This window comes from Streptomyces sp. NPDC036813 (genome assembly GCF_055609245.1).
Genome location: NZ_JBVJPV010000013.1, coordinates 22,961 through 49,497 on the forward strand (window position 1 = coordinate 22,961; position 26,537 = coordinate 49,497).

Genomic DNA, 26,537 nt, shown 5'->3' on the forward strand with positions numbered 1-26,537 from the left:
GCGGGGGGCCCCCCCCCGGGGGGCGGGGGGGGGGGGGGGGCGGGGCCCGCCCCCCCCCCCCCCCCCCCCCCCCCGGCCCCGCCCCACAACGCACCGCAGGCGCGACAGCAACCGACCACGCACCCGCACGGGCCGCCGCAGGCACAAAAGGGGCGCGAGGAACTGCGCGACCAGCCACGCCGAAACCCGCAGACGACACGACGCCCCACTCCCCCGTTCGGCCCACCACCCCCCACCCCCGCACCCCCTCCCACGGCATCGTCTAAGGAAGGGAAGACAACACGGCACAAGGGGGGCACGAACGTGACGCGCACACCGGCTGCCAGCGCCAGCGCCACTGCCACCGGCACCGGCCTCACCCGCCGGCGCCGCCGCCGCTGGGCACTGCGCACCGGCGTAGGCCTCACCGCCGCCCTCCTCACCGCCGCCGTCACCGCCGCCGTCCTCTACGCCAAGCTCGACGGCAACATCACCCCCGACGAGGCCGCCGCCCGCGAACTCGCCCGGTACGAGAAGGAGCGCCCCACCGCCCTGGCCAAGGACGCGCAGAACATCCTTCTCATCGGCTCCGACTCCCGCGCCGGCGCGGGCAACGACAAGTACGGCCACGACTCCGGCACCGAGCGCTCCGACACCACGATCCTTCTGCACCTCTCCACCGCAAGACCCGGAGGGCACAGCGCCACCGCCGTCTCCCTCCCCCGCGACCTCATGGTGGACATCCCCGCCTGCCTCCGCCGGGACGGCCCCCGCAGCGAACCGATGTTCGCGATGTTCAACCACGCCTTCGAAACCGGCGGTTCCGCCTGCACCATCCGCACGGTCGAAAAGCTGACCGGCATCCGCATCGACCACCACGCCGTCGTCGACTTCAGCGGCTTCAAGGACATGGTGGAGGCCGTCGACGGCGTCGAGATCTGTCTGACGCAGCCCATCCACGACACCGCGGCGGGCCTCCGCCTCCCCGCCGGCCGCGTCACCCTGAACGGTGAGCAGGCCCTCGGCTACGTCCGCGCCCGCAAGTCCCTCGGCGACGGCAGCGACACCGACCGCATGGGCCGGCAGCAACAATTCCTCGCGGCGCTCGTCAACAAGGTCCGCAGCAACGGCGTACTGCTGAATCCGGTGAAGCTCTATCCCGTGCTGGACGCGGCGACGTCCTCGCTCACCACCGACCCCGCCCTGGCGAGTCTGCGCGGTTTGTACCAACTCGTGCGCGGGCTGCGTGACATCCCCACCGAACGCGTCCAATTTTTGACCGTTCCGCGGGAGTCGTACGTCTACAACGCCAATCGCGACCAACTGGTGGAACCGGAAGCGGAAAGGCTGTTCGCCCTGCTGCGCGCGGACAAGCCGGTAAAAGTCACCGAGAACACTCCCTCCGGCGCCGCCCCCCACTACACCGGGTACGGAACGCGTGACGGTGAGCCGTCCGGCTCCGCCACCGGTCCCGCCTCCCCCGACCCCACGTTCCGCGGGAACACCGCCGCCCACGACACCTGCGGGTAAAGCAATCGCCAAGACGGCGAACTTCCGTTCCAGGAAATGGGGCAATTGCCCGCTTGTAGGGAAGTGGAATGTGTCACCGCCGTCGCCCGATGTCGAACGGTGCGGATAGGGTGAGCGATCCGGTGCACCCAACCACGAGGTCCGTCTCTGGGGTCGTGCAGGTCGTGCACTGTGAGACCGAGACCGAAGCGCCTGAAGGGGGAAGGCGCGGCGTGGCCCCGACGGAGGATTCGAGCAACCGTGGACGCGCAAGGCCGTGGGCGGGCGGAGAACATCGATCCCGCAGACCAGTGGGTGCTCAATCCGAGCACCGGCGAATACGAACTGCGACTGACCCCTTCCGCACCGCAGTCGACGGTCGCGCCGCAGTCGGGGGTTCCGTCACCCCGCAGACCCCGCACCGCGCAGGGGGGCCGCGCGGGCGGCGCCCCGGCATCCGACGCAGCGCGCGCCGCGGCACCGGACACCGCGGCGCGCTCCCGTACCCGCACGCCGTCGGCGCCCGGGCGGGACACGCCGGAACGTGACGTCCCGTCACCCCGCCGGCGCCGCGGCGCTCCCGAGCCGGTTCCGGCGCCGGGCCGGCGCGGACGGCGCCCGGCGAAGAAGTCGAAGGCGAAGAAGGCGCTGATGTGGACCGGCGGCACGATGGCGTTCGTGCTGGTCGCCGTCGGCACCGCGGGCTATCTCTTCATCAAGCACCTCGAGGGCAACGTCAGCACCACCGACGTCGGTGACGCCGGTTCGAAGGGCTTCAGCAAGGACGAGGCCTTCAACATCCTGATCATCGGCACGGACAAGCGCACCGGCAAGGGCAACGAGGGCTACGGCGACAAGGGCAGCGTCGGTCACGCCGACACCAACATCCTGCTGCACGTCGCCAAGGACCGCTCCAACGCGACCGCGATGAGCATTCCGCGCGACATGATCGTCGACGTCCCGGACTGCCCGACCAAGCAGCCCGACGGCTCCGAGAAGGTCATCGGGGGCACGGACAACGTCCGCTTCAACACCAGCCTCGGTCAGGACGGCCGCGACCCCGGCTGCACCATGCGCACGGTGCAGGCGGTCACCGGTATCCACGTCGACCACTTCATGATGGCGGACTTCAACGCGGTCAAGACCCTGTCGAGCGCGGTCGGCGGCGTCGACGTATGCCTCAAGCACGCCGTCGACGACCCCAAGTCGCACCTGAAGCTGTCCGCAGGCGAGCACAAGATCGAGGGCGAGCAGGCCCTCGCCTTCGTGCGCACCCGGCACAGCTTCGGCAACATGGGCGACCTCGACCGCATCAAGGTGCAGCAGCAGTTCCTCGGGTCGCTGACCCGCAAGATGTCCTCCAGCGACACGCTGACCAACCCGAGCAAGCTGTACAAGCTGGCGGACGCGGCGACCAAGGCGCTCACGGTGGACACCGGCATCGGTGACGTCTCCACCCTCAAGGATGTCGCGCTGGAGCTGAAGAAGGTCCCGCCGAAGAACATCACCTTCCTCACCGTGCCGGTGATCGACAATCCCGCCGAGAAGAAGGTGCACGCGACGGTCGTGCCGGACCCGAACAAGGCGCCGGCGGTCTTCGACGCCATCAAGGGCGATGTCTCCTTCACCGCGGTGAAGCAGAAGGAGAAGGCGGCCAAGGACGCCGAGGCGGCCCGGCTCAAGGGCACGCAGGCGCCCGCCGACGAGGTGCGGGTGCGCATCCTCAACGGCGGTGCCAAGTCCGGCTCCGCCTACGAGACGCTGAACTGGCTGCAGAACGACCAGGGCGTGCTGAAGTCGGAGAACGCGGGCAACGCGCCCGCCGTGGCGGACAAGACGACTCTGGAGTACGCACCCGACCAGGCGGCCCAGGCGCGCAAGCTGGCCGCGCTGATGGGGCTGCCGGGCTCGGCGCTCAAGCCCGGCAAGAGCGTCACCAACGCGCAGGGTCTGCCCACGATGACACTGACCCTGGGCAAGGACTTCAAGGGGGCGGGGGTGTCCCTGACCGCACCGGCGAAGGCGCCGGAGGTGGACAACCAGTCCACGGCGGACAAGGTTCAGTGCGCGAGTTGAGCGCAGCAGGGCCACCGAACGGGCCTGTCGTACGTCTAACAAGGCGGGCGGCAGGCCCGTTCGATTGACCGGACGGGGTGACCAGGCCCGTTGGACGACCGACGAGGGTGGGGAGGGCAGCTGTGGCGCGCAGCGGCGTCAGGGGGGAGGTGCCGGCGGTCGAGGACACGATGTCCCTGACACCGCGGGCCGGGGGCGGGCAGAGCGGCTCCGGCGGCGGCCACGGCACCGGGCGCAGACGGCCCAGACGGCGCGTGCTGCGCTGGTCGGCGAGCGTGCTGGCGGTGGTGATACTGGGCACGGCCGGCGCCGGTTACCTCTACTACGAGCACCTCAACGGCAACCTCCGCAGCGGCGAGCGCGACAGCGGCGACTCCAAGGCCCGCAAGGCCGACCCGAACGCCGCGGGGCAGACTCCGCTGAACATCCTGCTGATCGGCTCCGACAGCCGTAACTCCGACGCGAACGTCGCGCTCGGCGGCAGCCGGGACAACCGCGGCAACCCGCCGCTGGGCGATGTGCAGATGCTGATCCATCTCTCCGCGGACCGGGAGAGCGCATCCGTGGTGAGCATTCCGCGCGACACCCGCGTCCCGATCCCCGACTGCACCGATCCGAAGACCGGTCAGAAGTTCCCGGCGACGAACAAGATCATCAACGAGTCGCTGGCGCGTGGCGGCCCCGGCTGCACGCTCGCCACCTGGCAGAACATCACCGGGGTCTACATCGACCACTGGATGATGATCGACTTCGCCGGTGTGGTGCGCATGGCGGACGCCATCGGGGGCGTCGAGGTGTGCGTCAACCAGAACGTGTGGGACCGGCCGCTGCCCGCGCAGAAGGGCGGCTCGGGGCTGAAGCTGACGGCCGGCCGGCACCAGGTGAAGGGCGTCCAGGCCCTGCAGTGGCTGCGCACCCGGCACGCCTGGGGCAGCGACCCGCTGCGCGCCCGCGCCCAGCACATGTACATGAACTCGATGATCCGCACGCTGCGGGGGCAGAACGTCTTCACCGACACCGGCCGGCTGATGGACCTGGCCGAGGCGGCGACCAAGTCGCTGCAGGTGTCGGAGGAGATCGGCACGGTCAAGAAGCTGTACGACCTCGGCATGCAGCTCAAGACGGTGCCGCCGGACCGCATCACCATGACGACGCTGCCCACCGTGCAGGACTCGCAGAACTCCGAGCACCTGGTGCCGGCCGGGGACCGGGCGGAGAAGATCTGGCGGATGATCCGCGAGGACGTGTCCTTCGACAAGAAGGGCCCGCAGAGCGGCGCCTCCAAGCCGACGGCCTCGCAGAAGGCGTCCGCCGATCCGGCCGCGCCGGACGCCCAGATCGGGGTCGTCGTGCGCAACGGCACCCGGTCCGACGGACAGACCGCGGTCCGGGGCCGGGCGGGTACGATCGCGCAGGCGCTCGTGGACAAGGGCTTCACCCGGGCGGCGAAGGACACCGCGCCGCCGGTCGCCGAGTCCGCCACCGTGGTCCGCTATCCGACCGCCGATCTGGAGGGCGACGCCCAGCAGGTCGCCAAGGCCCTGGGCATACCGCTGAGCGCGGTGAAGAAGTCCACGGACGTGTCCGGCGTGACCGTCGTCGTGGGCGCGGACTGGCGCACCGGCACGACGTATCCGGGGCAGGCATCGCCGGAGGCCGGGGACCTGCCCGACGACGCGGACGCGCTGAGCGGCGCCGACAGCGGCACGTGCATGGACGTGTACAAGCCGTACCGCTGGTAGCGCGCGGTCTTGACGGTGGGCCGGCGGACGCCGGTGACACAAAGGGAACTCTTACCCGACTGCACGATGATGGCGCGGAAACCGGCCGAGGGGGGCCGGTCGGGTGCACGGCCCAGGGGCGGGGAGGACGGGGAAGTGACACAGAACGACGTACGGGGGGACGGCACGCTCACGGAGATACGCGAGCGCGGGCTACCGGGCGACGGCGTACCGGAGGAGAGACACACCGCCGTGCGCCCGCGTCGGCGGCGGCGCGTGCTGCGCTGGTCGGCGACCGTGCTGGCGGTGGTGATACTGGGCACGGCGGGCGCGGGTTACCTCTACTACCGGCACCTGAACGACAACATCAAGAAGGACGCCCTCAACCTCGGGGACGCCAAGGACCGGGCGAGCGTGCCGACGGCCAACGCGGCCGGGCAGAAGCCGCTGAACATCCTGCTGATCGGCTCGGACGCCCGGGACACCAAGGAGAACCAGGAACTGGGCGGCGCGAAGGAGACCTTCGGCGGTGTCCCGCTCGCGGACGTCCAGATGCTCGTCCATCTCTCCGCCGACCGCTCCAGCATGTCGGTCGTCTCCATGCCGCGCGACACGCTGCTGCAGCTGCCCAAGTGCACCGACCCCGACACCGGCACGGTCTACCCAGCCACCACCGGCCGGGTGATGACGAACACCTCACTCGGCCGCGGCGGGCCGGGCTGCACGGTGGCGACCTGGGAGAAGCTCACCGACATCCACATCGACCACTTCATGATGATCGACTTCTCGGGTGTGGTGTCGATGGCGGACGCCGTCGGCGGCGTCCCGGTGTGCGTGGACGCCAACATCTACTCCCACACCCCGGACGGCCACGGCTCCGGCCTGAGGCTCCCCGAGGGCACCACGCCGGTCAAGGGCGAGCAGGCCCTGCAGTGGCTGCGCACCCGCTACGGCTTCGAGGACGGCAGCGACCTGGCCCGCGCCAAGGCACAGCACATGTACATGAACGCGATGGTGCGTCAGCTGCGCCAGAACGCCACCCTCGGCAACCCCGGCGCACTGCGCGCCCTCGCCGAGGCGGCGACCAAGGCGATCACGGTCGACGACGGTCTGGGCACCATCAAGAAGATGTACGACCTGGCGGTCGAGCTGCGGAAGGTGCCCACCGACCGCATCACCATGACGACGATGCCCAACCGCTACGTCGGTGCCCGGGTGGAGCCCACCTCGGACGCGGCGAAGCTGTTCCGCATGGTCCGCGACGACGTGGCCCTCGACGGCAAGGACAGAAAGAAGCCCGCCCCCGCGCCCAGTGCTGCGGTGACGGCGGACCAGGCGGCACCGGATGCCGAGATCGCCGTGCAGGTGCTGAACGGCACCCGCACCGACGACCTCGGCCCGGCGCGCGGCCGGGCGTCCGACGTGGCGCGGCTGCTGAACGACAAGGGCTTCACCGGGGCCCTCGCGGACTCCTCGTCGGCCACGTCGGAGGAGACCACGGTCGTCCGCTACCCGAGTGCCGATCTGGAGGGCGACGCCCGCCGGGTCGCGCAGGTGCTGGGTCTGCCGGCGAGCGCGGTGCAGAAGTCCACCGACGTCTCCGGGATCACCCTCGTCGTGGGCGCGGACTGGCGCACGGGTACGGCGTACCGGGCGCCGAAGGACGACGGGAAGGCCCCGGAGTCGGCGCAGGCGATGAACGCCTCCGACGACAGCCAGTGCATGCATGTGAACCCGGCCTTCACCTGGTGAGAGGCCGGGTCCGGTCGGGCCGCCGGGTCAGGCCGTCTCGTGCGGCTGCTCGGCGGTGCGCGCGCCGCTGAGCACCGCCGGGCGGCGGGAGGCGATGACGCGCTTCGCCAGCGACTTCGGGCTGGTCAGGAAGCCCCAGCCCCACGACATGTGCATGGTGGCGAGCGCGAGGGGGATCTGCAGCCGCGCCTTGAGCGGCAGGCCCTTGCCCGCCGGCAGCGACCCGGCGGCGATCGCCGCGAGATAGCCGCCCGGGACGACGAAGCCCCAGGGCGTCAGGACCGCCCCGGCCACGATGCCGGCGGCGATGGCGCACACCGCCGTCGGTGGGGCGAGGTAGCGCAGGTTGATCGAGCCGGCGTGGTAGCGGGCGACGACGTGCCGCCAACGGCCGTAGTCCTTGTACTGCTTGGCGAGCGCGCGCACGCTCGGCCTCGGCCGGTACGACACCCTCAGCTCGGGCGAGAACCAGATCAGGCCGCCCGCCTCACGGATGCGGAAGTTCAGCTCCCAGTCCTGGGCGCGGATGAACTCCTCGTTGTAGCCGCCCTGTTGCTCCAGCGCCTCGCGGCGGAAGACCCCGAGGTAGACGGTCTCGGCGGGGCCGGCCTCGCCGCCGGTGTGGAAGACGGCGTTGCCGACGCCGATCTTCGAGGTCATCGCGGCTGCGACGGCGTGCTCCCAGTCGTTCTCGCCCTCGGCGTGCATGATGCCGCCGACGTTCTGCGCGCCGGTCTCCTCGAGCAGTCGCACGGCGGTGGCGATGTAGTTCGGCGAGAGCATGCCGTGCCCGTCGACGCGGACCACGATCGGGTGCCGGGACGCCTTGATCGCCGCGTTGAGGGCGGCGGGCGTACGGCCGGTCGGGTTGGGCACGGTGTGCACGCGGGGGTCTTCGGCGACGAGCCGGGCCGCGATCTCGTCCGTACGGTCCGTGGACGGACCGAGGGCGATCACGACCTCCATCTCGCCGGCGTACTCCTGCGCGAGGATCGCTTGGACGGCCCCGCGCAGATGCCGCTCCTCGTTGAGGACGGGCATGATCACGGACACGGCGGGGAGCTGCACGTCGGACTTGGCGTTCATCGGTGCTCACGTTACCGCGAACGGGGGACACCTTTGCGCGCCGCGTGAGCGGGTCACCGGGCTGCAGATCGTATGGACCTACCGTGCTCACGGATCCCGCGTACGGCCTCGTCCGGAGGTGTCCTTCTTGTCCACGCCGCCCCGTCCCGCCCCGTCCCGGCCCCAGCGCCGCCCGCAGCAGCCCCGCAGGCCCCGGCAGCCCGCCGGGCGCCGCAGGCCGCGCTGGGCCATGCGGGCGGTGACGACGCTGTCCGTCGTCGTCCTCGCCTCCGCGGGGATCGGGCACGCCGTGATCTCCAGCCTGGACGCGGACATCGCGCGGGTCGACCCCTTCAAGGACATGAAGAACCGGCCCCGCGCGGGCCACGGCATGAACGTGCTGCTGGTCGGCACCGACGGACGCGACAAGATCACGCCGGAGGAACGCAGGAAGTACCACCTCGGCGGCGCGCCCTGCCACTGCACGGACACCATCATGATCGTGCACATCTCGGAGGACCGGGACCGGGCCAGCGTGGTGAGCCTCCCCCGCGACTCCTACGCCGAGACGCCCGAGCACACCGACGCCACCACCGGTGAGCGGCACAACGGCCACCCGATCAAGCTGAACGCGGCGTACGCGGAGGGCGGCCCGCAGCTGACCGTGCGCACGGTCGAGCAGATGACCCATGTGAAGATCGACCACTATCTCGAGGTCGACTTCACCAGTTTCATGAAGACCGTCGACGAGCTGGGCGGGGTGCAGATCTGCACCGCCGAGCCGCTGAAGGACTCCTACACCGGGCTCGACCTGGCGGCCGGCACGCACACCCTCACCGGCGGCGAGGCCCTGCAGTACGTGCGCTCCCGGCACATCGACGGCGCCTCGGACCTCGGCCGGATGAAGCGCCAGCAGCGTTTCCTGGCCGCTCTGGTGGACCGGGCGACGTCGTCCGGGGTGCTGCTGAACCCGCTGAAGTTCCGCGACGTGACCCGGGCGGTGCTCGGCTCGGTGCGGGCGGACAAGGGCTTCGGGGCGGACGAGCTGCTGGACCTCGGCCGCGCGATGCGCACCTTCTCGCCGTCGTCCTCGGAGTTCACCACGGTCCCGGTCGGGCAGCTCGGCTACCAGGTCAAGGGCATCGGCTCGACGCTGAAGTGGGACGACGCCAAGGCGGCGAAGCTGTTCGAGGCGCTGCGCGAGGACAAGCCGCTCGCCGCGCAGCGGCCGCGCGGCGTGGCCCCGGTCGAGGTCGAGGTCGCCCCGCAGCAGATCCAGGTGCAGGTGGAGAACGGCACCGCGACGTCCGGCCTCGGCCGCCGCGTCGACGCCGCCCTCGCGGCGGCCGGCTTCCGCACCACGGGCACGCCCGGCAACGCGGCCCCGGCCGGCACCGCGACCACGCCCCCCGCGCGCCGCACGGTCATCCTGTACGACCCGCGCTGGGACCGCTCCGCCCGGTCGCTGGCCGCCGCGCTGCCCGGCAGCGAACTGCGGGCGGCGCCCGGCCGTGGCCCGCTGATGAAGGTGATCGCCGGCAGCGACTTCCGCCAGGTCCGCAAGGTGCGCACCGAGCAGCCGGAGCAGGGCGAGACCGCCGTGGTGCGGGGCAACGAGGTCGGCTGCGCGTGAGGCGTCGCCGCCGCGGCTCGTCGTCGTAGGGACGTCCGATGGACGCGGGGGCGGTGTGAGGCGTACCACGGAAGGGCACGAACGGGGCCCCGCCCCGGGGCCCCTCGCCCCCCAGGAGGAGCCATGACCGAGTCCGCCGCGACCCCCATGAGCAAGGAGATGCAGGACTGCGTCGAGGCGTGCATGTCCTGCCACACCATGTGCGAGGAGACGATGAGCTCCTGCCTGCAGATGGGCGGGCAGGCCCAGATGCAGGTCATGCGGGCGCTCATGGACTGCTCGGAGATGACCCGGATGTGCGCCGACATGATGATGCGGCGCTCGCCGCTGTCGGCCGAGATGTGCGCGATGTGCGCCCGCGCGTGCGACATGTGCGCCGAGGCGTGTATGAGCATGCCGGACGACGCGCAGATGATGCGCTGCGCCGAGTCCTGTCGCCGCTGCGCCGACATGTGCCGCACGATGGCCGGCGCCAGGATGTGACCCCACCCCCGACCGACCACAGGGCACCCCGCCGGGGGTGCCCTGCCGTGCCGGGTGCCGTCAGTTGCCCGAGACGGTGACCTTCTCGTCGTTGTTCAGTTCGTTGACCAGGGTCTTGACCTTCGTCTTGTCCCAGACGAGGTTGCCGCCGCGGGAGCCCGAGATCGGCATGTTCATGGAGGTGCCGTCGCCGCCGTTGACGCCCTTCATCGCGAAGAACATCGAGCCCAGGTCGTACAGGCCCATGTCCTTGTCGACGATCAGGGAGTCCAGTCCTGCGCCCATGGTGGGGTAGAACTTGAACGGGTTCATGATCGTCCCGGGCGTGGCCACCTGGTGGGCCAGGGCGGCGAGGAACTTCTGCTGGTTCTTCGTGCGCTCCAGGTCGGAGGCGGCGAAGGCGTGCCGGGTACGGACGAAGGCGAGGGCCTGCTCGCCGTTGAGGGTCTGCTTGCCCGCCTGGAAGTCGGCGCCCGAGTACTTGTCCTTGAACGGCTTGTCGATGGTGATGTCGACACCGCCCACCGCGTCGACGATGTTCGCGAAGCCGGCGAAGCCGATCTCCACGTAGTGGTCGATGTGCAGGCCGGTGTTGTACTCGACGGTGCGCACCAGCAGCTCGGGGCCGTCCTCGGCGTAGGCGGCGTTGAGCTTGGTGTGCCGGCCGGTGGCCGGGTAGGTCTTGCCGGACTGCGAGCCCTTGTACGAGGGGATCTCCACGTCGGAGTCACGGGGCAGCGAGATCAGCGTGTCGCCGTTGCTGCCGACGTGCAGGATCATCATCGAGTCCGTGCGCTTGCCCTCGGCGGAGCCGGTGTGCAGCTTCTTCTTCTCGTCCTTGGACATGCCCTCACGGCTGTCCGAACCGACGATCAGGTAGTTCGTGCCCTCGCCGGACGACGGCCGGTCGATGACCTTGGACAGGTCGACCTCGCGGCGCAGCTTGGAGTCGGCCCAGAAGTACGTGCCGACACCGGTGACCACGAGCACGGTCGCGAGTGTGATCGCCGTCCACTTGATCCGGCGGCGCCAGTTCGGCGCGGGACGCGGTCCGCGGCCGGCCGGTCCGGCGGGGCCGCGGCCGGCGGGGCTGCCGTAGACCTGGCCGGTGTTGTAACCGGAGTCGTACCCGTCGTCGTAGCCGCCGGGGGCTTCGCCGCCGTCGACGTACGACGGCTGCGGCGGCACCGCGCCGTACTGGGGCGCGGACGGGCCCGGGCGGGCGCCCGGCGCGGGCCGGCGCACCTGCCGCATGACGCGGGCACCCTCCGGCGTCGCGCCGGAGCTGCCGCGTCCGTAGCGGGTGCCGCGATTGTCGTCGGACCATCCCTCGGGCCAGTCATTCATGCGCCCCAGTGTGCCGGGCCCGGCGGTGTGCCTTACAAGGGCCGTCGGTAAATAAGGTCAGCGCTGTTGCGAAGCTGACACAAATTCCCCTGTTGTCAGCTCGGCATATGGTGGACGGCATGACAGACCAGGCCCCCGCCGCAGATACGGACACTCCGGAGATCCCGGGCAAGCCGACGTCGGCGTCCCGCACCACGCTGAGCCACATCATGACCCACAACGACACCAATCTGCTGGGTACGGTGCACGGTGGCGTGATCATGAAGCTGGTCGACGACGCCGCGGGCGCGGTCGCCGGCCGCCACTCGGGCGGACCCGCGGTCACCGCGTCCATGGACGAGATGGCGTTCCTCGAGCCGGTCCGGGTCGGGGACCTGGTGCATGTGAAGGCGCAGGTCAACTGGACCGGCCGGACCTCGATGGAGGTCGGCGTCCGCGTCCTGGCGGAACGCTGGAACGAGTCCGCGCCGCCCACCCAGGTCGGCTCCGCCTACCTGGTCTTCGCCGCGGTCGACGCCGACGGCAAGCCGCGCTCGGTCCCCCCGGTGATCCCGGAGACGGAACGGGACAAGCGCCGCTACCAGGAGGCCCAGATCCGCCGCACCCACCGCCTGGCCCGCCGCCGGGCCATCATGGACCTGCGCGAACAGCGCGCGGCGGAGGGTTTCGAGGACTGAGCCCCGCTCCCGCGACTACGGCGATCTCACCGTCAGCGACAAAGCCCCGGCACCTCGGCCAGGGCTTTGTCGCTGACGGGATCCCGCCCGGTTACGGAAGGTTCCTCGCCATGACGATCCGCTGGACCTGGTTGGTGCCCTCGTAGATCTGGGTGATCTTGGCGTCGCGCATCATGCGCTCGACCGGGTAGTCGCGGGTGTAGCCGTAGCCGCCGAGGAGCTGGACCGCGTCGGTGGTGACCTCCATCGCGACGTCCGAGGCGAAGCACTTGGCCGCCGCGCCCAGGTACGTGAGGTCCGCGTCGCCGCGCTCGGAGGCGGCCGCGGCCTGGTAGGTCAGGGCGCGGGCGGCCGAGATCTTCATGGCCATGTCGGCCAGCATGAACTGGATGCCCTGGAAGTCGGCGATCGGCTTGCCGAACTGCTTGCGCTCCTGGACGTAGCCCTTGGCGTAGTCCAGCGCTCCCTGGGCGATGCCGAGGGCCTGCGCGGCGATGGTGATGCGGGTGTGGTCCAGGGTCTTCATGGCCGTCATGAAGCCCGTGCCCTCCTCGCCGATCATGCGGTCGGCGGGGATACGGACGTTGTCCAGGTAGACCTCGCGGGTCGGCGAGCCCTTGATGCCGAGCTTCTTCTCCGGCGCGCCGAAGGAGACACCCTCGTCGGACTTCTCGACGACGAAGGCCGAGATGCCCTTCGAGCGCTTGGCGGGGTCCGTGACCGCCATCACCGTGTAGTACTCCGACACGCCCGCGTTGGTGATCCAGCGCTTCACGCCGTTCAGGATCCAGTGGTCGCCGTCACGGACCGCGCGCGTCTTCATGCCGGCCGCGTCCGAACCCGCGTCCGGCTCGGAGAGGCAGTACGAGAACATGCCGTCGCCCTTGGCGAGCGGAGTCATGTACTTCTTCTTCAGCTCCTCGGAGCCGGACAGGATCACCGGCAGCGAGCCCAGCTTGTTCACGGCCGGGATCAGCGAGGAGGACGCGCAGACGCGGGCCACCTCCTCGATCACGATGACCGTCGCGAGGGCGTCGGCGCCCGCGCCGCCGTAGCTCTCGGGTACGTGCACCGCGTGCAGGTCGCCCGCCACGAGGGCGTCATGCGCCTCCTGCGGGAAGCGGGCCTCCTCGTCCACCGCGGCGGCATGCGGCGCGATCTTCGCCTCGGCCAGCGCACGGACGGCGTCACGGAGCATGTCGTGCTCCTCGGACGGGCGGTACAGGTCGAAGTCAGCCGATCCGGCCAAGGTCTCTCACGCTCCAAAGACGCTGTGATACTGACGCGATACCAACGCTAATTACCGTTAAGTAACTCAAATTTTAGAGCTCTGGACGCCCCATGGGTACGTGACCTGAACGACAGAGGGAAAACCGCCCGGTGAGGGCCACGGGCGCGCCCCGGCTATGCTCGGCACGCGCACCGAACGACCTCGACCCGGGAGCACGCATGGCCCTCAAGATCACCGTGATCGGCACCGGTTATCTCGGCGCCACGCACGCGGCGGCCATGGCGGAACTGGGATTCGAGGTGCTCGGCCTCGATGTCGTCCCGGAGAAGATCGAGAAGCTCCAGCAGGGCGAGGTCCCGATGTACGAGCCGGGACTCGAGGACCTGCTGCGCAAGCACGTCGCCGGGATCGAGGGATCCAGCGGGCGGCTGCGCTTCACCCAGGACTGGGCCGAGGTCGGCGCGTTCGGCGACGTGCACTTCGTCTGCGTGAACACCCCGCAGCGGCACGGCGAGTACGCCTGCGACATGAGTTACGTCGACTCCGCGATCGCTTCCCTCGCCCCGCACCTGCGCGGTCCCGCCCTGGTCGTCGGCAAGTCGACCGTGCCCGTCGGCTCGGCCGACCGTCTCGCCTCCTACCTCGTCGAGCACGCGCCGGCCGGCGGGGACGCCGAGCTGGCCTGGAACCCGGAGTTCCTGCGCGAGGGCTTCGCCGTGCAGGACACGCTGCGCCCGGACCGGATCGTGGTCGGCGTGCGCAGCGAGCGCGCGGAGAAGCTGCTGCGCGAGGTGTACGCCACGCCGATCGCCGAGGGCTCGCCCTTCGTCGTCACCGACTTCCCGACGGCCGAGCTGGTGAAGACCTCCGCGAACTCCTTCCTCGCCACCAAGATCTCCTTCATCAACGCCATGGCCGAGGTGTGCGAGGCCGCGGGCGGCGACGTGGCGAAGCTGGCCGAGGCGATCGGCTACGACGACCGGATCGGCCGGAAGTTCCTGCGCGCCGGGATCGGCTTCGGCGGCGGCTGCCTGCCCAAGGACATCCGGGCGTTCATGGCGCGCGCCGGTGAGCTGGGCGCCGACCAGGCACTGACGTTCCTGCGCGAGATCGACTCGATCAACATGCGCCAGCGCGGGCAGATGGTGGAGCTGGCCCGGCAGGCGCTGGGCGGCGGCCCGTTCCTGGGCAAGCGGGTCGCGGTGCTCGGCGCCACCTTCAAGCCCGACTCGGACGACGTCCGCGACTCGCCCGCGCTCAATGTCGCCGGGCAGATCCACCTCCAGGGTGGTCAGGTGACCGTCTACGACCCGAAGGGCATGGACAACGCCCGCCGGATCTTCCCCACCCTCGGGTACGCCGACACCGCGCTGGACGCCGTGCGCGGCGCCGACGTGGTGCTGCACCTGACGGAGTGGAAGGAGTTCCGGGAGCTGGACCCGGAGGAGCTGGGCTCGGTCGCGGCGGAGCGGCTGATCCTGGACGGCCGCAACGCCCTCGACCCGGAGCTGTGGCGGCGCGCCGGATGGACGTACCGGGCGATGGGCCGCCCCACGGCGTAGCCGTACCGGCACCGGTCTCAGGGACGTACCGGCTGAAGCAGCAGGCGTATCGAGACGCCGGTTCGGCCGAGGCTCAGTCGGCCGAACCGGCGTCTGTCGCATTCTGCACCACGGCGGCGCCCGCTCACGCCCCCTTCGCCCGGTAGCGCCGCATCTTCGCGCGCGCCCCGCACACCTGCATCGAGCACCAGCGCCCGCGTCCGGCGGGGCTGCGGTCGTAGTACGCCCAGTGGCAGGTGACGGCCTCGCAGGCCTTGAGGCGGTCCCAGGTGCCCGCGACCAGGGCCTCGGCGACGGCGGCGGCGACCCGGGAGGGCAGCGGACCGGAGTCGGCCGGGGCGAGACGGGCGGAGCCGTCCCCCTCGTCCACGGCGACCAGCAGCGGGGCGGCGGCGAGCAGTTCGCCGAGCGGGGTGACCTCGCGGTGCGGGGGGTGCCCGGCGTGCGCGAGGAGGGCCGCCCGCAGCGACTCGCGCAGTTCGCGGGCGGCCGGCACGTCGTCCTCGGTGAGCCCGAAGCGCGCCCGGCCCTCGGCCGTGCCGAGCGTGTCGCCGCCCGACTCGAGGTCCAGGGTGTTGACCAGGGACTCCACCAGGGCGAGTCCTCCGGGCGCGACCGATCTCTCACTCATGCTTGCGACGTTACCTCCAATGCGGGAGCATGCAGTCACCGTTACCGGTTACCCGCCTCTATGGGTAACCGTCCGGGTAACGTCACCGATGCCGAGGAGGACGTCATGGCCGTCGCCGAACTGGGAGTCGTCGTTCTGGACTGCCCCGACCCCCGCGCCCTGGCCGGCTTCTACGCCGCCGTGCTGGGCGGCGCCGTCGAGGACCAGGGCGAGTGGGTGGATCTGAAGCTGCCGGGCGGGAAGCAGCTGGCCTTCCAGGAGGCGCCCGGCTACGTTCCGCCGACGTGGCCGTCCGCCGACGGCTCGCAGCAGTTCCACCTGGACCTGACCGTGCCCGACCTGGACGCGGCCGAGAAGGCCGTGCTGGAGCTGGGTGCGCGGCCGCTGGACGCCGAGGACCGCACGCGCACCTTCCGGGTTTACGCCGATCCGGCCGGGCACCCGTTCTGCCTGTGCGCCTGCTGACGGGCGCGCCCGCCGAGACACCACTGACCAGGGAGGTCTCCATGCCTCGTGTGGCACGTCTGCGTTCCGTCGTCGTCGACTGTCCCGACCCGCGGGCGCTGGCCCGCTTCTACGCCGAGATCGTCGGTGGCGAGCCCGAGAGCGAGGACGCCGACTGGGTCGTGCTCCGGGTGCCCGACGGGCCCCGGCTGGCGTTCCAGCGTTCGGAGGGCCACACCCCGCCGGAGTGGCCGCGCGCGGACCGCAACGCCCAGCAGTTCCACCTGGACCTGGACGCGGGATCGACCTGGGACGAGGTCGACCAGGTCGAGAAGCGGGTCCTGAACCTCGGGGCCCGGCTGCTGAAGCGGGAAGAGGGCGACGAGGACTTCCGGGTGTACGCCGACCCGGCGGGCCACCCCTTCTGCCTGTGCGTGATCCCCGAGGACTGACGCCTGGCCGGGCCCGGGGGGTTGCCGCTGCCCGGGTCCGGGGGGGCGCCGCCTGCCCGGGGCCGGGGGGGTTGCCACCTGCCCGGGTCCGGGGGGGTTGCCGCCTGCCCGGGGCCGGGGGGGGCGCCTGCCGGGAGCCCGGGCACGGCCGCTATTCGGGGGGCTCTCCCGGGCTTCGGCCGTCTCCGGGGGCTCCCACGGACTGCGGCCCCCGTGGCTCCCGAGAACTGCCGCCCGTCCGGGGTCCACGGACTGCCGCCCGTCCGGGGCTTCCAAGGGCTGCCGCCCGTCCGCGGGGCCCCCGAGGGCCCGTCTACCCGTCCAGTTCCTCGATCGTCGCCGTCGACGGCTCCCGGCGGTCCTGCGCGGTCCGGGCGGCGAAGTCGGCGCTGCGCAGGACGCGCTGGACGTTGCCCCAGGTCAGCAGGGCGAGGTCGGCCTCCGGCCAGCCGCGGCGCAGCAGCTCGGCGATGAGCCGGGGATAGCAGGAGGGGTCGGCGAGGTCCTGCGGGTGGTCCGCGCCGGAGTCGTAGGTGCCGGCCAGGGCGACACAGTCCGCACCGGCGACGGTGCGGACGTGGTCGAGGTGGTCGGCGACGTCCTTCAGCCTCGGCCCGGTCTGGTCGGCGGCCAGCGGCACCATGCACAGCCCCTTGGCCGCGCCGAGCCCGGCGAGCAGTTCGTCGGGCAGGTTGTCGGGGTGCGGGCACAGGGCGCGGGCACCGGACCGGGTGCACAGCACCGGCGTACGGGACAGCGTGAGGGCGCGGGCGATGGTGGCGTCGGAGGCGCCGGAGAGGTCGGCGAGCACGCCGAGCCGGTTCATCTCGCGGACGACCTCCTCGCCGAACCGGCTCAGGCCCGCCTCGCTGGCCCAGCTGGTGCCGGCCAGGGTGAGGACGCGGACGCCGAGGGAGTGCAGTACGCGCAGGATGGCGATCGAGTCGCCGAGGGCGGCGGCCGGGGCCGGGCCGGGGATCACGGCGACCCGGCCGCAGTTGCGGGCGTCGATCACCTGCCCGGCGGTCCGGGCCAGCCGCAGGCCCTCGGGGTGACCGCGGACGACGGAGCGGATCAGGTCGAGCTGCTCCAGCGTGCTGACGAGCGCGCGGCCGGCGGCCGGCTCCCCCGGCAGGTGCAGGGACCACAGCAGGGCACCGACGTGGCCCTCGCGCAGCCGGGGCACGTCCGTGTCGACGGAGCTGTCGCCCAGTTCCAGGTCGTACCAGGGCAGCTTGCGCAGGGCCCAGGACAGCGCGCTGTAGCCGTCGGCGACGGGGTGCTCGGCGAGCAGCGCGCGCACCCGGTCGACGGCGTCCAGCGCGGCGGCGTACGCCTTCGGGAAGGGGTCGTCGACAGGGTCGTCGACGGGCAGGTCGCCGATCTCGGTCGTGTCGTGCAGTTCGTCCTGGAGGTCGGCCATGACGGTCTCCGTACGTCGTGATCGGCGGCAGAACGGCAGTACCGTCACGGTCGCACGGAGCGGGGCGTCCTTCCTGGTGGACGGGGCGTTCGGGGGTACGCCGGTCAGCCGCGCGCGGCGGACTCGATGACCTCGTCCAGGGTGTCGCGGGAGCGGACCAGGTCGCGGATCATGCGGTCGATGCGCTCGCGTTCGGCGGTGAGGTCCCGCACCAGCTTCGGCGTGGCCACGGCGGAGGGGCCGCCGTCGGTGTCGCGCATGCAGGGCAGCAGCTGGGCGATCTTCGCGCTGCACAGCCCGGCCGCGAACAGCTCCTGGATCCGGATGACCCGGTCGACGGCCGCCTCCGGGTACTCCCGGTGGCCGCCCGGGGTGCGGTCCGAGGCGAGCAGCCCCTGCTTCTCGTAGTAGCGCAGCGAGCGCTCGCTGACACCGGTACGCCGGGCCAGTTCACCGATCCGCATGTCCACCCCCGCGGGCTCGAATCTGACACTGCTGTCAGATTCGAGCGTACGGTCCCCCAGCGGTCGGCGCGGCCGGTTCAGCCGTCCAGCGACTCGATCGTCGCGTGGGACGGGGAGCGCGTGGCCTGGAGGCCGCGTGCCACGTCCTCCGCCGCCCCCAGCACCCGGACCGCGTTCTGCCAGGTCAGCTTGGCCAGGTCGGACCTCGACCAGCCGCGGTCCAGCAGTTCGGCGATCAGGTTCGGGTAGCCGGAGACGTCGCTGAGGCCCTCGGGGGTGAACGCCGTGCCGTCGTAGTCGCCGCCGATGCCGAGATGGTCGATGCCGGCCACCTCACGCATGTGGTCGAGGTGGTCGGCGACCGTCGCGACCGTGGCGACGGGGCGCGGGTTGCGCTCCTCGAACGCGCGGTGGATCTTCATCGCCTCGGGCGAGGTGTCCAGGTGGTGCAGACCGTGCGCGCGCATGTTCTCGTCGGCGGCGGCCGTCCAGTCCACGGCCGCCTGGAGGACGAACTTCGGCACGAATGTCACCATCGCCATCCCGCCGTTGGCGGGCAGCCGCTCCAGCACGTCGTCGGGGATGTTGCGCGGGTGGTCGCACACGGCCCGGGAGGACGAGTGCGAGAAGATCACCGGCGCGTCGGTGGCGTCCAGCGCGTCCCGCATGGTCGTCGCCGCCACATGCGAGAGGTCGACGAGCATGCCGAGCCGGTTCATCTCCCGCACCACCTCGCGGCCGAAGGCCGTCAGGCCGCCCGCCCTCGGCTCGTCGGTGGCGGAGTCCGCCCAGTCCACGTTGTCGTTGTGGGTGAGCGTCATGTACCGCACGCCGAGTGCGTACAGCCCGCGCAGGGTGCCGAGCGAGTTGGCGATGGAGTGCCCGCCCTCCCCGCCCATCAGCGAGGCGATACGGCCCTCACGGCGCGCCGCCTCCAGGTCGGCCGCCGTCAGCGCCAGGCGCAGCACGTCCGGGTGCCGGTCGACCAGCTGCGTGACGCAGTCGATCTGCTCCAGCGTGGCCGGCACCGCGTCCGGCAGGTCGGAGCGGACGTACACCGACCAGTACTGCGCGCCGACACCGCCCGCCCGCAGCCGGGGCAGGTCGGTGTGCAGGTGGGCGGACTGGTCGGCGGCGATGTCACGGGCGCCGAGGTCGTAGCGCACCTGCTCGCGCAGCGCCCACGGCAGGTCGTTGTGACCGTCGACGACCGGGAACTCGGCGAGGAGTTCCCGGGCGGTGTCCAGGGACGTCATCGCGTCACTTCCCGAAGCCGAAGCCGTTGCTTCCCTCGACCTTGGAACGCAGGCGCTTGCCCTTCTCGGTGGCCTGGTCGTTGAGATCCTGCTGGAAGTCCCGCATGCGGCCCAGCAGCTCCTCGTCGTGCGCGGCGAGGATCCGGGCCGCCAGCAGACCGGCGTTGCGGGCACCGCCGACGGAGACCGTGGCGACGGGCACGCCGGCCGGCATCTGCACGATCGACAGCAGGGAGTCCATGCCGTCGAGGTACTTCAGCGGCACCGGCACACCGATGACGGGCAGCGGGGTGACCGAGGCGAGCATGCCGGGCAGGTGGGCGGCGCCGCCCGCGCCGGCGATGATCACCTTCAGACCGCGCTCGGCGGCCTGCTCGCCGTACGCGATCATCTCGCGGGGCATGCGGTGCGCGGAGACGACGTCCACCTCGTAGGCGATCTCGAACTCGTCGAGGGCCTTCGCGGCGGCCTCCATGACGGGCCAGTCGCTGTCCGACCCCATGACGATGCCAACAACAGGGCTCATTCGGTGATGGTGCCTCTCAGATAGCCGGCAGCGTGACGGGCGCGCTCCAGCACGTCGTCCAGGTCGTCGCCGTAGGTGTTCACGTGACCGACCTTGCGGCCGGGCTTCACGTCCTTGCCGTACATGTGGATCTTCAGCTGCGGGTCGCGGGCCATGCAGTGCAGGTACGCCGAGTACATGTCCGGGTAGTCGCCGCCGAGGACGTTGACCATCACCGTCCACTTGGCGCGCGGGCGCGGGTCGCCGAGCGGGAGGTCCAGTACGGCGCGGACGTGGTTGGCGAACTGCGAGGTGATCGCGCCGTCCATGCTCCAGTGGCCGGAGTTGTGCGGGCGCATCGCCAGCTCGTTGACCAGGATGCGGCCGTCGCGGGTCTGGAACAGCTCGACCGCGAGGTGGCCGACGACGCCGAGCTCCTTGGCGATGGTCAGGGCCATCTCCTCGGCCTTCAGCGCCAGCTCCTCGTCGAGGTCGGGCGCCGGGGCTATGACCGTGTCACACACCCCGTTGACCTGCTGCGACTCGACCACCGGGTAGGCGACGGCCTGGCCGTGCGGGGAGCGCACGACGTTGGCGGCCAGCTCACGGACGTAGTCGACCTTCTCCTCGGCGAGGACCGGGACCCCTGCCTTGAAGGGATCCTCCGCTTCCTCGACGCTGTCGACGACCCACACGCCCTTGCCGTCGTAGCCGCCGCGGACGGTCTTGAGGACCACGGGGAAACCGTCGCCCTCGGCCGCGAAGGCTGCCACGTCCTGCGGATCGCTGACGATCCTGTGCCGTGGGCACGGGATGCCGATCGCATCGAGCCTGGCGCGCATCACCCCCTTGTCCTGGGCGTGCACGAGCGCGTCGGGACCCGGGCGCACGGGGATGCCGTCCGCCTCCAGGGCCCTGAGGTGCTCGGTGGGTACATGTTCGTGATCGAAGGTGATCACATCGCACCCGCGCGCGAACTCGCGCAGCGTGTCGAGATCGCGATAGTCGCCGATGACGACATCGCTCACGACCTGCGCCGCGGAATCCTGAGGGGTGTCACTGAGGAGCTTGAACCTGATGCCCAGCGGGATGCCCGACTCGTGTGTCATACGAGCGAGCTGGCCCCCGCCGACCATGCCGACTACCGGGAACGTCACACCCATAGGGTATCGGCCACGCGGAGCAGGCCGGATCGGGCGCCTCCGACCCGGCTCCCACCCCGTCCGTCAAGCCTCACACCGGCCTCCTCGGGTACTTGGCAGGCATCCGCCGTTAGGGGTGGTTAGCATGGCTGGGTTGACGAAACCGTAACGACTGGGGGCCTGCTCGACCATGGGAAGCGGTACCTCGGGACTTCAGCGGCTCGTCCGCGAGATCGCCAAATTCGGCGCCGTGGGCGGGGCGGGCGTGCTCGTCAACCTGGGCGTGTTCAACCTCGTACGGCATGTGACCGATCTGCAGGTGGTCCGGGCCAGCGTCATCGCGACGGTCGTGTCGATCGTCTTCAACTACGTCGGCTTCCGGTACTTCACCTACCGCGACGCCGACAAGAACGGGCGCACCCGGGAACTGACCCTGTTCCTGCTGTTCAGCCTGGTCGGCATGGTCATCGAGAACGGCGTGCTGTACGCGGCGACCTACGGTTTCGGCTGGGACACCCCGCTGCAGAGCAACATCTTCAAGTTCATCGGCATCGGCGTCGCGACCCTGTTCCGCTTCTGGTCCTACCGCACCTGGGTCTTCCGCGCCCTGCCCACGGGCGAGGCCGTCACGGACACGCCGTCCGTCCTGGAACCGACCGGGCCTGCCGGGCCTGCGCGGCCTCGGCAGCGGGTCTGACCCGGCCTTTTCCGGTGGCGCCCGCAGTCGGCGGACCGTCTGTTGCTCGTCGCGGGTCGGTCCTCTGCGGTCAGCGGACCGTCGGCTCCTCGTCGCGGGTCGGCTTCTTCGCGGGCTGGCTGCGGGAGAGGAACAGGCCGAACACCGGCGGGGCCGCCTGCAGCATCTCCAGACGGCCGCCGTCGGCCTCCGCGAGGTCGCGGGCCACGGCCAGGCCGATGCCGGTGGAGTTGCGGCCGCTGATCGTGCGCTCGAAGATGCGCGCGCCCAGCTCCGACGGGACTCCCGGGCCCTCGTCCGTCACCTCGATCACCGCCTGGTTGCCGGTGACCCGCGTGCGCAGCGCGACCGTGCCGCCGCCGTGCATCAGGGAGTTCTCGATCAGTGCCGCCAGCACCTGCGCCACCGCGCCCGGGGTGCCCACCGCCTGCAGATGCCGCTTGCCCGAGCTGACGATCGCCCGGCCGGCGCTGCGGTAGGCGGGGCGCCACTCGGCGACCTGCTGCTGGATCACCTCGTCGAGGTCGAAGGCGACGGCGGAGCCGGTGCGCGGGTCGCGCGAGTTGGTCAGCAGCCGCTCGACCACGTCCGTCAGGCGCTCGACCTGGGTCAGTGCGACGTTCGCCTCCTCCTTCACCGTGTCCAGATCGTCGGTGAGGGTGATCTCCTCCAGCCGCATCGACAGCGCGGTCAGCGGCGTCCGCAGCTGGTGGGAGGCGTCCGCGGCGAGCCGCCGCTCGGCGGTGAGCATCCGGGCGATGCGTTCGGCGGAGGAGTCCAGCACGTCGGCGACCCGGTCCAGCTCGGGCACGGCGTACCGCTTGTGCCGTGGGCGCGGGTCGCCGGACCCGAGCCGCTCGGCCGTTTCGGCGAGGTCGGTCAGCGGGGAGGCGAGCCGGTTGGCCTGGCGGATCGCCAGCAGCACCGCGGCCACCACCGCGAGCAGGGCGACCAGGCCGATGATCAGCAGGGTGCGGCCGACCTCCCGGGTCACCGTGGAGCGCGGCTCCTCGACGACGACGGTCTCGCCTTCCTCACCCGTGTGCTCCTTGGAGCGGATGACGTCGCCCTCGGGCTTGGTGCCGACCTCGATCGGCGGCCGCCCGGGGATGCGGACCACGGCGTAGCGGTCCTGCATGCCCGGGCCCTGGAGGATCTCCGGGGTGACACCCGCCGCGCTCAGCAGCCGGCTGTCCACCACGCTGGCCAGGCGCAGTGCCTCGGAGTCCACCCGCTCCTGCGCCGTGTTGCTGATCGTCCGCGTCTCGACGATCACCAGGGACACGCCGAAGACGGCGATGACGACGAGCACCACGGCGAGCGTGGACTGGATGAGACGACGGCGCATGTCCTCTTGTCCTGAAGGTGCCTGGTGCGGACCGGCCCCGGCGCAGCCCGGGAGTCCGGCTCAGCTCTTCTCGAAGCGGAAGCCCACGCCGCGCACCGTCGCGATGTACCGCGGGTTCGCCGCGTCGTCGCCGAGCTTCTTGCGCAGCCAGGAGATGTGCATGTCGAGGGTCTTGGTGGACGACCACCAGGTGGTGTCCCAGACCTCGCGCATCAGCTGGTCACGCGTGACGACCCGGCCCGCGTCGCGCACCAGGACGCGCAGCAGGTCGAACTCCTTCGCCGTGAGCTGCAGCTCCTCGTCGCCCATCCAGGCGCGGTGCGACTCGACGTCGATGCGCACGCCGTGCGTGGCGGGCGGCTGCTGCGGCTCGGCGGCCCCGCGCCGCAGCAGGGCACGGACCCGGGCGAGCAGCTCGGCGAGGCGGAACGGCTTGGTGACGTAGTCGTCGGCGCCCGCGTCCAGGCCGACCACCGTGTCGACCTCGTCGGCGCGCGCGGTCAGGATCAGGATCGGCACGGTGTGGCCGTCGGCGCGCAGTCTGCGCGCGACCTCCAGCCCGTCCATGCCGGGCAGCCCGAGGTCCAGCACGACCAGGTCGACGCCGCCCTGCATTCCGGCGTCGAGCGCGGTGGGGCCGTCCTCGCGCACCTCGACCTCGTACCCTTCGCGGCGCAGTGCGCGGGCCAGCGGCTCCGAGATGGACGCGTCGTCCTCGGCGAGCAGTACACGGGTCATGAGGTGATGGTAGTCCGCCTGGTGCAACGCCCGAGGTGAGATCGCCATGCGGGGCTCTTACCTTCGGACAACCCGGACACGGGCGGCCTGCGGCGAGGTCCGGGGGGGGCGGTTCCGGGAAGCTCCCGAGTGAGCCCGGGGCGGTTCCGGGAAGCTCCCGAGTGGCCCCCGGGCGGCTCCCGGCAGCGTCCTGGGCAGACCCCGGGCGGTTGGGTGCGGGTTCCGTGCGGGTTCCGGGCGGCTCGGACCCGGTGTCGGCCCGGGTGATTGGCGGATGCCATCCTGGTATCGACTGCCGAGACGGGGCTTGCGGTTCCTCGGTCATCTGTGATCCGCGTCTCAAGTCCTTCCATACCGGGCGGTGTCCTGCCGTATGGTGAATCAACGCCTGTAGCACCGCGGGGACCTTTGGCGAGCATGTGACGCTGAAGGTCTTCTTTGTGTGCGGGCCGGCTGCGGCCGGCCTTGAAAGGAATGACCTGTGGCCGGGCCTCGAGCGCGACAACGCGCGTAGAGGCGTGGATCCCGGTGGTCGCCGTCCCCCGTTCCGCGATCCGGAGCGGACTCCCCCTGGGCGTGGGGGTGGGCGGACCGACCCGTGCCGGTGCCGGCCTGCCCCCCACCGGGCGCGCAACGCTCCATCCCGCGCGTCCCGACCAGCAAGGAACGACCATGGCGTCCAGCCTGACGAAGGCCTCGGTCCAGCCGGGCACCCCCGGCTCCGGGAAGACCTTCTTCGGCCACCCCCGCGGACTGGCCACTCTCTTCATGACCGAGATGTGGGAGCGTTTCAGCTTCTACGGCATGAGGGCTCTGCTCGTCGTCTACCTGCTCTCCGGCGGCCCCGACGCCAAGAAGGGCAGCATGGGCGGTGGCCTGGGCATGGACCTGGCCACGACGACGGCGATCTACTCCGTCTACCTGTCGATGGTGTACCTGCTCGCCATGCCCGGCGGCTGGCTCGGTGACCGCGTCTGGGGCCCCCGCAAGACGGTGGCCATCGCGGCGATCACGATCATGGCCGGCCACCTCGTGCTGGCGCTGCCCGGCGGCCAGGCGCCGTTCTTCGCGGGCCTCGGGCTCGTGGCGCTCGGTTCCGGTCTGCTGAAGGCCAACATCTCCACGATGGTCGGCCACCTGTACGACGGTCCGGACGACCCGCGCCGGGACGGCGGCTTCACGATCTTCTACATGGGCATCAACATGGGTGCCTTCTTCGCGCCGCTGATCATCGGCACGGTCGGCCAGGAAGTGAACTGGCACCTCGGCTTCGGCCTCGCCGCCGTCGGTATGGCCATCGGCCTCGCCGCCTTCCTGCTCGGCACCCGCAACCTCAGCCCGGAGAGCAACGTCGTCCCGAAGCCGCTCGCGGCCGAGGAGCGCGCGTCCTGGCTGCGCAAGGGCCTGATGTGGCTGGCCATCGCGGCCGTCTTCTACGGCGTCGTCGGCTTCACCGGCCACTTCACGCTGAACTGGGCGATGATCCCGCTCACCGTCATCGGTCTGGTCATCCCGGCGGGTGTGCTGCTGCGCATCAAGCGGGACAAGGAGCTGTCGACGGTCGAGCAGTCGAAGATGACCGGTTACATCTGGTTCTTCGTCGCGGCCGCCGCGTTCTGGATGATCTACGACCAGGGTGGGTCCACCGTCCAGGCGTTCGGTGAGACCAAGGCCGCCGACTCGCTGTTCGGCTTCAGCTTCCCGTCGTCCTGGTACCAGTCGCTGAACCCGGTGTTCATCATGGCGCTGGCGCCGGTCATGGCCTGGTTCTGGCTGTGGCTGAACCGCAAGGGCAAGGAGCCCAGCACGGTCGCGAAGTTCGCGGCGGCGCTGTTCTTCATCGGTGTGTCGTTCTTCTTCTTCCTGCTGCCGCTGGGCATGGCGTCCGACGGCACCAAGGTCACGCCGATGTGGCTGGTCGGGATCTACCTGATCCAGACCGTGGGTGAGCTGTGCATCTCGCCGGTCGGTCTGTCGGTCACGACGAAGATGGCGCCGGCGAAGTACGCCAGCCAGATGATGGGCGTGTGGTTCCTCGCGGTCACCGCGGGTGACTCGATCACCTCGCTGCTGTCCAACCCGGCGATCGCCGGGGTCGACCTCAGCGGCAAGGGCGCGGTGCTCGGCGAGGCGGTTCTCGCGGCGCTGGCCGGGTTCGCGGTGTACATGTACCGGCGCAAGGTGAAGGCCCTGATGGGGGACGTTCGCTGACGTCGCCAGAAGAGGGTTCTTGACCGAGGGCCGTCGCATCCCCCTCCGGGGATGCGACGGCCCTCGGTCGTCTGCGGGTGCGTCGTGGTTGCTCGCGCCGTTCCTCGTGCCCCTTTGGTGCCTGCGGCGGCCCGTGCGGGTGCGTGGCCGGTTGCTGTCGCGCCTGCGGTGCGTTGTGGGGCGGGGCCGGG

At 71.1% G+C, this 26,537-nt stretch carries 23 protein-coding genes; 12 read left to right on the forward strand and 11 right to left on the reverse strand.

Annotation, left to right across the window (positions count from 1 at the left end; translation table 11 throughout):
• Positions 1 to 303 precede the first annotated feature (303 nt).
• From ACZ67Q_RS25580 to ACZ67Q_RS25595, 4 genes are all read left to right on the forward strand, one after another.
• Positions 304 to 1,509 (forward strand): LCP family protein, encoded by a 1,206-nt coding sequence (locus tag ACZ67Q_RS25580; RefSeq protein ID WP_471186210.1) that lies wholly within the window; start codon positions 304 to 306, stop codon positions 1,507 to 1,509.
• 240 nt (positions 1,510 to 1,749) lie between these two features.
• Positions 1,750 to 3,564 (forward strand): LCP family protein, encoded by a 1,815-nt coding sequence (locus ACZ67Q_RS25585; protein ID WP_471186212.1) that lies wholly within the window; start codon positions 1,750 to 1,752, stop codon positions 3,562 to 3,564.
• 170 nt (positions 3,565 to 3,734) lie between these two features.
• The gene (locus ACZ67Q_RS25590) at positions 3,735 to 5,306 is read left to right on the forward strand and encodes an LCP family protein (protein WP_471186215.1); all 1,572 of its coding nucleotides are present in this window, start codon (positions 3,735 to 3,737) and stop codon (positions 5,304 to 5,306) included.
• A gap of 135 nt (positions 5,307 to 5,441) precedes the next feature.
• Positions 5,442 to 7,037 (forward strand): LCP family protein, encoded by a 1,596-nt coding sequence (locus ACZ67Q_RS25595; RefSeq protein ID WP_471186218.1) that lies wholly within the window; start codon positions 5,442 to 5,444, stop codon positions 7,035 to 7,037.
• A 27-nt stretch (positions 7,038 to 7,064) separates the two neighbouring features.
• Here ACZ67Q_RS25595 and ACZ67Q_RS25600 read toward each other — a convergent pair whose 3' ends face one another.
• On the reverse strand, positions 7,065 to 8,123 hold the full coding sequence (locus ACZ67Q_RS25600; protein ID WP_471186220.1) for a glycosyltransferase family 2 protein: 1,059 nt from the start codon (positions 8,121 to 8,123) through the stop codon (positions 7,065 to 7,067).
• Positions 8,124 to 8,250: 127 nt separating this feature from the next.
• On the opposite strand from ACZ67Q_RS25600, the gene ACZ67Q_RS25605 reads away from it, so the two are divergent.
• Both ACZ67Q_RS25605 and ACZ67Q_RS25610 read left to right on the forward strand, forming a co-directional pair.
• Positions 8,251 to 9,735, forward strand: coding sequence for an LCP family protein (locus tag ACZ67Q_RS25605; protein WP_471186221.1), 1,485 nt, complete (start codon positions 8,251 to 8,253; stop codon positions 9,733 to 9,735).
• 123 nt (positions 9,736 to 9,858) lie between these two features.
• Positions 9,859 to 10,218, forward strand: coding sequence for a four-helix bundle copper-binding protein (locus ACZ67Q_RS25610; protein ID WP_471186224.1), 360 nt, complete (start codon positions 9,859 to 9,861; stop codon positions 10,216 to 10,218).
• Positions 10,219 to 10,278: 60 nt separating this feature from the next.
• Here the strand turns inward: ACZ67Q_RS25610 and ACZ67Q_RS25615 are convergent, their stop codons facing one another.
• The gene (locus ACZ67Q_RS25615) at positions 10,279 to 11,565 is read right to left on the reverse strand and encodes an LCP family protein (protein WP_471186226.1); all 1,287 of its coding nucleotides are present in this window, start codon (positions 11,563 to 11,565) and stop codon (positions 10,279 to 10,281) included.
• Between the two features lie 119 nt (positions 11,566 to 11,684).
• Here ACZ67Q_RS25615 and ACZ67Q_RS25620 point away from each other — a divergent pair, with 119 nt between their 5' ends.
• Positions 11,685 to 12,242 carry an acyl-CoA thioesterase gene (locus tag ACZ67Q_RS25620; RefSeq protein ID WP_471186228.1) on the forward strand — a complete coding sequence of 186 codons (558 nt, stop codon included), beginning with the start codon at positions 11,685 to 11,687 and terminating at the stop codon, positions 12,240 to 12,242.
• 91 nt (positions 12,243 to 12,333) lie between these two features.
• Here ACZ67Q_RS25620 and ACZ67Q_RS25625 read toward each other — a convergent pair whose 3' ends face one another.
• Complete coding sequence (locus ACZ67Q_RS25625; protein ID WP_471186231.1) at positions 12,334 to 13,491, reverse strand: acyl-CoA dehydrogenase family protein; 1,158 nt, start codon at positions 13,489 to 13,491, stop codon at positions 12,334 to 12,336.
• Between the two features lie 200 nt (positions 13,492 to 13,691).
• Here ACZ67Q_RS25625 and ACZ67Q_RS25630 point away from each other — a divergent pair, with 200 nt between their 5' ends.
• The gene (locus ACZ67Q_RS25630) at positions 13,692 to 15,035 is read left to right on the forward strand and encodes a UDP-glucose dehydrogenase family protein (protein WP_471186233.1); all 1,344 of its coding nucleotides are present in this window, start codon (positions 13,692 to 13,694) and stop codon (positions 15,033 to 15,035) included.
• 124 nt (positions 15,036 to 15,159) lie between these two features.
• On the opposite strand, the gene ACZ67Q_RS25635 is transcribed toward ACZ67Q_RS25630, so the two are convergent.
• Complete coding sequence (locus ACZ67Q_RS25635; RefSeq protein ID WP_471186236.1) at positions 15,160 to 15,666, reverse strand: CGNR zinc finger domain-containing protein; 507 nt, start codon at positions 15,664 to 15,666, stop codon at positions 15,160 to 15,162.
• Positions 15,667 to 15,771: 105 nt separating this feature from the next.
• Here ACZ67Q_RS25635 and ACZ67Q_RS25640 point away from each other — a divergent pair, with 105 nt between their 5' ends.
• Together ACZ67Q_RS25640 and ACZ67Q_RS25645 are read left to right on the forward strand one after the other, a co-directional pair.
• Positions 15,772 to 16,131 carry a VOC family protein gene (locus ACZ67Q_RS25640; protein WP_471186238.1) on the forward strand — a complete coding sequence of 120 codons (360 nt, stop codon included), beginning with the start codon at positions 15,772 to 15,774 and terminating at the stop codon, positions 16,129 to 16,131.
• 41 nt (positions 16,132 to 16,172) lie between these two features.
• Positions 16,173 to 16,562 carry a VOC family protein gene (locus ACZ67Q_RS25645; protein WP_361628640.1) on the forward strand — a complete coding sequence of 130 codons (390 nt, stop codon included), beginning with the start codon at positions 16,173 to 16,175 and terminating at the stop codon, positions 16,560 to 16,562.
• 313 nt (positions 16,563 to 16,875) lie between these two features.
• Here ACZ67Q_RS25645 and ACZ67Q_RS25650 read toward each other — a convergent pair whose 3' ends face one another.
• The 5 genes from ACZ67Q_RS25650 to ACZ67Q_RS25670 all read right to left on the reverse strand — a co-directional run bounded on the left by ACZ67Q_RS25650 (position 16,876) and on the right by ACZ67Q_RS25670 (position 21,367).
• Positions 16,876 to 17,985, reverse strand: a complete 1,110-nt coding sequence (locus ACZ67Q_RS25650) for a dipeptidase (RefSeq protein WP_471186241.1) — start codon at positions 17,983 to 17,985, stop codon at positions 16,876 to 16,878.
• A gap of 104 nt (positions 17,986 to 18,089) precedes the next feature.
• Positions 18,090 to 18,449 (reverse strand): MerR family transcriptional regulator, encoded by a 360-nt coding sequence (locus tag ACZ67Q_RS25655; RefSeq protein ID WP_471186244.1) that lies wholly within the window; start codon positions 18,447 to 18,449, stop codon positions 18,090 to 18,092.
• 77 nt (positions 18,450 to 18,526) lie between these two features.
• Complete coding sequence (locus tag ACZ67Q_RS25660; RefSeq protein WP_471186247.1) at positions 18,527 to 19,705, reverse strand: dipeptidase; 1,179 nt, start codon at positions 19,703 to 19,705, stop codon at positions 18,527 to 18,529.
• Between the two features lie 4 nt (positions 19,706 to 19,709).
• Complete coding sequence (purE, locus tag ACZ67Q_RS25665; protein ID WP_471186795.1) at positions 19,710 to 20,207, reverse strand: 5-(carboxyamino)imidazole ribonucleotide mutase; 498 nt, start codon at positions 20,205 to 20,207, stop codon at positions 19,710 to 19,712.
• A 20-nt stretch (positions 20,208 to 20,227) separates the two neighbouring features.
• Complete coding sequence (locus ACZ67Q_RS25670; RefSeq protein ID WP_471186250.1) at positions 20,228 to 21,367, reverse strand: 5-(carboxyamino)imidazole ribonucleotide synthase; 1,140 nt, start codon at positions 21,365 to 21,367, stop codon at positions 20,228 to 20,230.
• 175 nt (positions 21,368 to 21,542) lie between these two features.
• On the opposite strand from ACZ67Q_RS25670, the gene ACZ67Q_RS25675 reads away from it, so the two are divergent.
• Positions 21,543 to 22,049, forward strand: coding sequence for a GtrA family protein (locus tag ACZ67Q_RS25675; protein WP_471186253.1), 507 nt, complete (start codon positions 21,543 to 21,545; stop codon positions 22,047 to 22,049).
• Between the two features lie 70 nt (positions 22,050 to 22,119).
• Here ACZ67Q_RS25675 and ACZ67Q_RS25680 read toward each other — a convergent pair whose 3' ends face one another.
• Positions 22,120 to 23,397, reverse strand: a complete 1,278-nt coding sequence (locus ACZ67Q_RS25680; RefSeq protein WP_471186255.1) for an ATP-binding protein — start codon at positions 23,395 to 23,397, stop codon at positions 22,120 to 22,122.
• A gap of 60 nt (positions 23,398 to 23,457) precedes the next feature.
• The gene (locus ACZ67Q_RS25685; RefSeq protein WP_020940464.1) at positions 23,458 to 24,135 is read right to left on the reverse strand and encodes a response regulator transcription factor; all 678 of its coding nucleotides are present in this window, start codon (positions 24,133 to 24,135) and stop codon (positions 23,458 to 23,460) included.
• Positions 24,136 to 24,807: 672 nt separating this feature from the next.
• Here ACZ67Q_RS25685 and ACZ67Q_RS25690 point away from each other — a divergent pair.
• Positions 24,808 to 26,346 carry a peptide MFS transporter gene (locus ACZ67Q_RS25690; protein WP_471186257.1) on the forward strand — a complete coding sequence of 513 codons (1,539 nt, stop codon included), beginning with the start codon at positions 24,808 to 24,810 and terminating at the stop codon, positions 26,344 to 26,346.
• Positions 26,347 to 26,537 lie beyond the last annotated feature (191 nt).